5 protein-coding genes are annotated in these 4,290 nt (G+C 71.9%); all 5 read left to right on the plus strand.

The window, feature by feature from the left end; all coding sequences use genetic code 11:
- Positions 1-551: CpaE/TadZ family protein (locus VR44_RS17635; protein ID WP_045948472.1), on the plus strand; the 551-nt coding region annotated here is incomplete at its 5' end.
- Entirely contained in the window at positions 541-2,121 is a 1,581-nt protein-coding gene (locus tag VR44_RS17640; RefSeq protein ID WP_425424516.1) for a TadA family conjugal transfer-associated ATPase, read from the plus strand. The genes VR44_RS17635 and VR44_RS17640, both read left to right, overlap by 11 nt.
- The gene (locus VR44_RS17645; RefSeq protein WP_245691903.1) at positions 2,118-3,056 is read left to right on the plus strand and encodes a type II secretion system F family protein; all 939 of its coding nucleotides are present in this window, start codon (positions 2,118-2,120) and stop codon (positions 3,054-3,056) included. Before VR44_RS17640 ends, VR44_RS17645 begins: the two co-directional genes overlap by 4 nt.
- Positions 3,053-3,940: a type II secretion system F family protein gene (locus VR44_RS17650; RefSeq protein ID WP_045948474.1), complete on the plus strand. Its 888-nt coding sequence runs from the start codon at positions 3,053-3,055 to the stop codon at positions 3,938-3,940. The genes VR44_RS17645 and VR44_RS17650 overlap by 4 nt, the downstream gene beginning before the upstream one ends.
- Before the next feature lie 19 nt (positions 3,941-3,959).
- Entirely contained in the window at positions 3,960-4,160 is a 201-nt protein-coding gene (locus VR44_RS17655) for a hypothetical protein (RefSeq protein ID WP_094191722.1), read from the plus strand.
- The last annotated feature ends 130 nt before the right edge of the window (positions 4,161-4,290 follow it).

The following is a 4,290-nucleotide window of genomic DNA, read 5'->3' on the forward strand; positions in this document are numbered from 1 at the left end:
CGCGGGACCGGCTGGTGCTGCCCGGCCTCTACGACCCGGCGCACGCCTCGGCGATGGAGCCGGTGTGGCGGCCGCTTTCGGCCGTGTTCGCGGGGATCGAGCAGCATGGGCACGACGTGATCGTGGACCTGGGGCGGCGGGGCGCTGTCGGTGCTCCCGGGGTGCTCGCGCAGAAGGCGGACGCTGTCCTGCTGGTCGCGCGCAATACGCTGCGCGGGCTGCAGAGCGCCCAGGTGCGGCTGGAGGCGTTGCGGGAGTCGCTGGGCGGGGCCACGGAGCTGGGGATACTGCTGGTGGATCAGGGGCCCTTCTCCAAGGAGGAGGTGCGCAAGCACCTGGGGGTCACGGTCACCGCGGTGCTGCCGTGGCGGCCCAAGGAAGCGGCGGTGCTGTCGGACGGGGCGGAGCAGCCGCGCCGCTTCGAGTCTGGTGAGCTGATGCGCTCTGCCCGGTCGGCGGCGGTGCGGGTGCAGGAGCTGGTGGCGATCCGCCGCTCGCGCCTGGCCCCGCCCAGCGCGGACGCGGCTCAGGTGGTGAGCGGTGCGCGCTAACCCCCTGCACAACGACCCCCGCGTCGCCGGGTCTGGGTCTCTCGAAAGTCGGCTGGGCGCCGCCCGCGGCGTGGCCGTGGCGGCCTCGCCGGAGGCCGTGGATTCCCGCCCGGCCAACCCGTGGGTTCCCGCCCCCACGGGCCCCGTCGCCGGCGCGCAGCGCCTGCCCGAGCCGGCTGCTGGGCCGGGCGGTGATGTGGTGGTGGACTACGGGGCGGTGCGGCTGATCAAGAAGCAGGTCGGGGAGCGGTTGACCGAGCTGCTGCGGGCCCGGCCCGGGCTGAGTCAGGCCGCGCAGGAGCAGCAGGGCCGGCACCTGATCAACGAGCAGGTCGCGGTGTGGTCGGACGCTGAGGCCGTCAAACGAGGGGTGGCTACCAGCCCGCGCGAGGACGCGCTGATCGCGCAGGCGGTGTTCGATCTGCAGTTCCGGGCCGGGCGGCTGCAGCAGCACCTGGACAACACGCTGGTGGAGAACATCTTCATCAATGGGTACGCGGACGTGTGGCTGGACTTCACCGACGGGCGGCGTGTGCGGGTGGCGCCGGTCGCGGACTCCGACGAGGAACTGCGCGAGCTCCTGCGGGACCTGGCCCGGCGCACCACCGGGCAGGCCGAGCGCAGCCTGTCGACCGCGGACCCGTTCCTGGCACTGCGCCTGGCCGACGGGTCCCGCCTCCAGGCGGTCATCGACGTCACGCCGGGCACATATATGACGATTCGCCGACACAGCATGCGCCACGCCGACCTGCCCGAACTCGTCTCGCGGGGAATGCTCGATTCCACGCTGGAGGCGTTCTTGCGGGCGTGTGTGCGCGCGGAGAAGAACGTCATGATCGTGGGCGGTCAGGCCGCGGGGAAGACGACCCTGCTGCGGGCGCTGCTCAAGGAGATCGACCCCGACGAGCGGTTCGCCACGCTGGAGACCGAATTCGAACTTTTTGCCCATGAGAACGGGTACCACCAGCAGGTCGTGCCGATGGAGGCCCGCGAGTCCAACGGCGAAATGGTCGCCGGCGTCGCCGCCGGTGAGATCACGCTGATGGACCTGATGTACCGGGCGCTGCGTATGACGCTGACGCGGATCGTGGTCGGTGAGGTCCGCGGGCCGGAGATCGTGGCCATGCTCCAGGCGATGACCAACGGTGCGGGCGGCAACCTGTGCACCCTGCACGCCATCCACCCCTCCGTGGTCTTCGACCGGATCGCGGAGCTGTATCTGCTGGCGCAGGCGAACATGTCGGAGTCGCTGGCCTACCGGCAGGCCGCGAACGGGCTGCACTTCATCGTGTTCGTCTCCTCCGTGGACGAGACGAAGATCGGCGGGCACCGGCACCGGTTCGTCTCCCACGTCCTGGAGGTCACCGGCATCGGCGAGGGCGGCCGCCCGGAGACCAACCAGATCTTTGGGCCGCGTCCGGAGTGGGGTGAGCACCGGGCGGTGCCGTTGATGCTGCCGCGCTGCATCAACGACCTCCGCCGGGCCGGCTTCGACGCCTCGCTGCTGAACACCCCGGCCGGGGCATGGGGCGCGGCGCTGCCGCTGCTGGTGAGGGAGGCGGCGCTGTGACCGTTTTGTGGTGGGTGCTCGCGGGGCTCGCCCTGTCGGGCGGCCTGGTCGGCCTGGTGGCCGGCATCGTCGGTACCAGCGCACCGAAGGGGCCGGGGCTGGCCGCGCGGCTGCGGGCCGGGCGGCAGCTGGCGAGCCGCGACGAGCGGATGGCCCGCCGTACCCGCCTGGTGGGCGGGGCTCTGGGCGGGGTGCTTTTGTGGATGGTGACGGGGGTGTTCATCGCCGCCGTCATGCTGTTCCTGGCGGTGATAGGGGTTCCGTGGCTGCTGTCGCCGACGAAGTCGGCCACCGCCCGGATCGGGAAGCTCGAAGCCCTGGGTGACTGGACGCAGCGCCTGGCCAACGTCCTGCGGCTGGGCCGGGGCCTGGACGAGGCGCTGCAGATCTCGCGTCGCGGATGTCCGGAGGACATCGCCGGTGAGGTCGCCGATCTCGTCGACCGGCTCCAGGTCGGCTGGCGGCCCACCGACGCGCTGCGCGCCTGCGGCGACGCCCTGAACGATGTGACGGCCGACAAGGTGGTCGCGGCTCTGGTGCTGTCGGCGGCCGACCGCGGGCCCGGGCTCGCGCAGGCGTTGGACGACCTGGCCGAGTCCGTCCACGAGGAAGTCGCCCGACGGCGGGGGATCGAGGCCGACCGGGCCAAGCCGCGTACGACGATGCGGTGGATGACCATCATCACCCTCGGCGTCGTCGGTGCCGGATTCCTCGTCCCCTCCTACACCGCCCCCTACGGCACGATGGTGGGCCAGCTGGTCCTGGCCGTGCTGCTCGCGGGGTTCGTCGGGGTCCTGGTGATGATGCGGCAGATCGCCGACATCAAGCCCGTCCCTCGGTTCCTGATCGCCGACCCCCGCAGCGCCGTCGCCCCCGCCTCCTCCCCCGAGGGCGTTGAAGAGGCATCCGAATCGGCTGTGGAGGTGGGTGCATGATGCCGGTCGCGGCGATCTTGTCCGGAGCGGCCATCGGCACCGGCGGCGCCCTGCTGATCCGCGAGATCTTGCGGCCCGCGCCGGCGCTCGGCCCGGCGCTGCGCCGCCTCAATCAGCCCGCACCCGCGCCCGCCGCCGCAGGCGACCAGGTCGTGGATCGGGACGAGCGGTGGGGCCAGTGGCTGCTTGAGCGGCTGGCGGACGTGCCGGGCGTCCGGATCCCGTACAAGGACCTGGCCCTGACCGGCAGCACTCCCGCCAAGTTCCTCCTGACCAAGGTGGCGCTGGCCGGCGGCGGGCTGCTGCTGCCGCCGCTGTCCACCGTCCCGTTCCTGCTGCTCGGGCTTCCCCTGTATCTGCCCGCGATCGTCGCCATCCTGGCGGCGGCCGTGCTGTGGTTCGCGCCGGATCTGGCACTGCGCGACAAGGCGAAGCGGGCCCGGGGCGAGTTCGCTCACGCCATGGCCGCCTACCTCGACCTGGTCGCGCTGCGTCGGGCCGGGAACGTCTCGGCCGAGCAGGCCATGGAGCAGGCAGCGCAGGTCGGCCAGGGCTGGGCGTTCCAGCGGATCCAGGCGGCCCTGGCCCAGTCCCGGGTCGACAAGGTGCCGCACTGGGAGTCGCTGGCCCGGCTGACCGCCGAACTCGACCTGCCCGTCATGGACGACCTGGCGGCGATCATGCGGCAGTCCGCCGACGACGGCGCGTCCGTCTACGCCACCCTGCGCTCCCGCGCGAAGAACCTGCGCACCGAACTGCTGGCCGCCCAGGCGGCCGACGCCAACGCGAACAGCGAGAAGATGACCGCCCCCGGCGCCCTGCTGGCCGTCCTGGTCATGCTCCTGATCGCCTTCCCCGCCATCATCCGCATGCTCACCACCTGACCCGTTCAAGGAGTCCGTCATGACCAAGCTGGCCGTCCGTCTGTCCGTCGCCCTGCGCTCCCACTGGCAGGAGATCAAGGAACACAGCTCCAAGGACCGGGGCGACATCTCCATCACCACGATCATCATCTGGGTCGCCGGCATCACCGGGGCCATCGCCATCGCCGGCACGATCGCCATCGTCGTCAGCAAGTACAACGGCAAGCTGTCCGGCATCTGACAGGCAGTCCGTACGGCATATCGGAGGGAGGGGGCGAAGTGGCAGGACGCTGGGCGCCGAGCCGGCAGGCACAAGCGCGCGTTCGGGGCCGGGCCGGAAAGAGCCCGGGCGGCCGGGGGCGGAGCGTGGG

The organism is Streptomyces katrae, assembly GCF_000966975.1.
Classification (GTDB): domain Bacteria; phylum Actinomycetota; class Actinomycetes; order Streptomycetales; family Streptomycetaceae; genus Streptomyces; species Streptomyces katrae.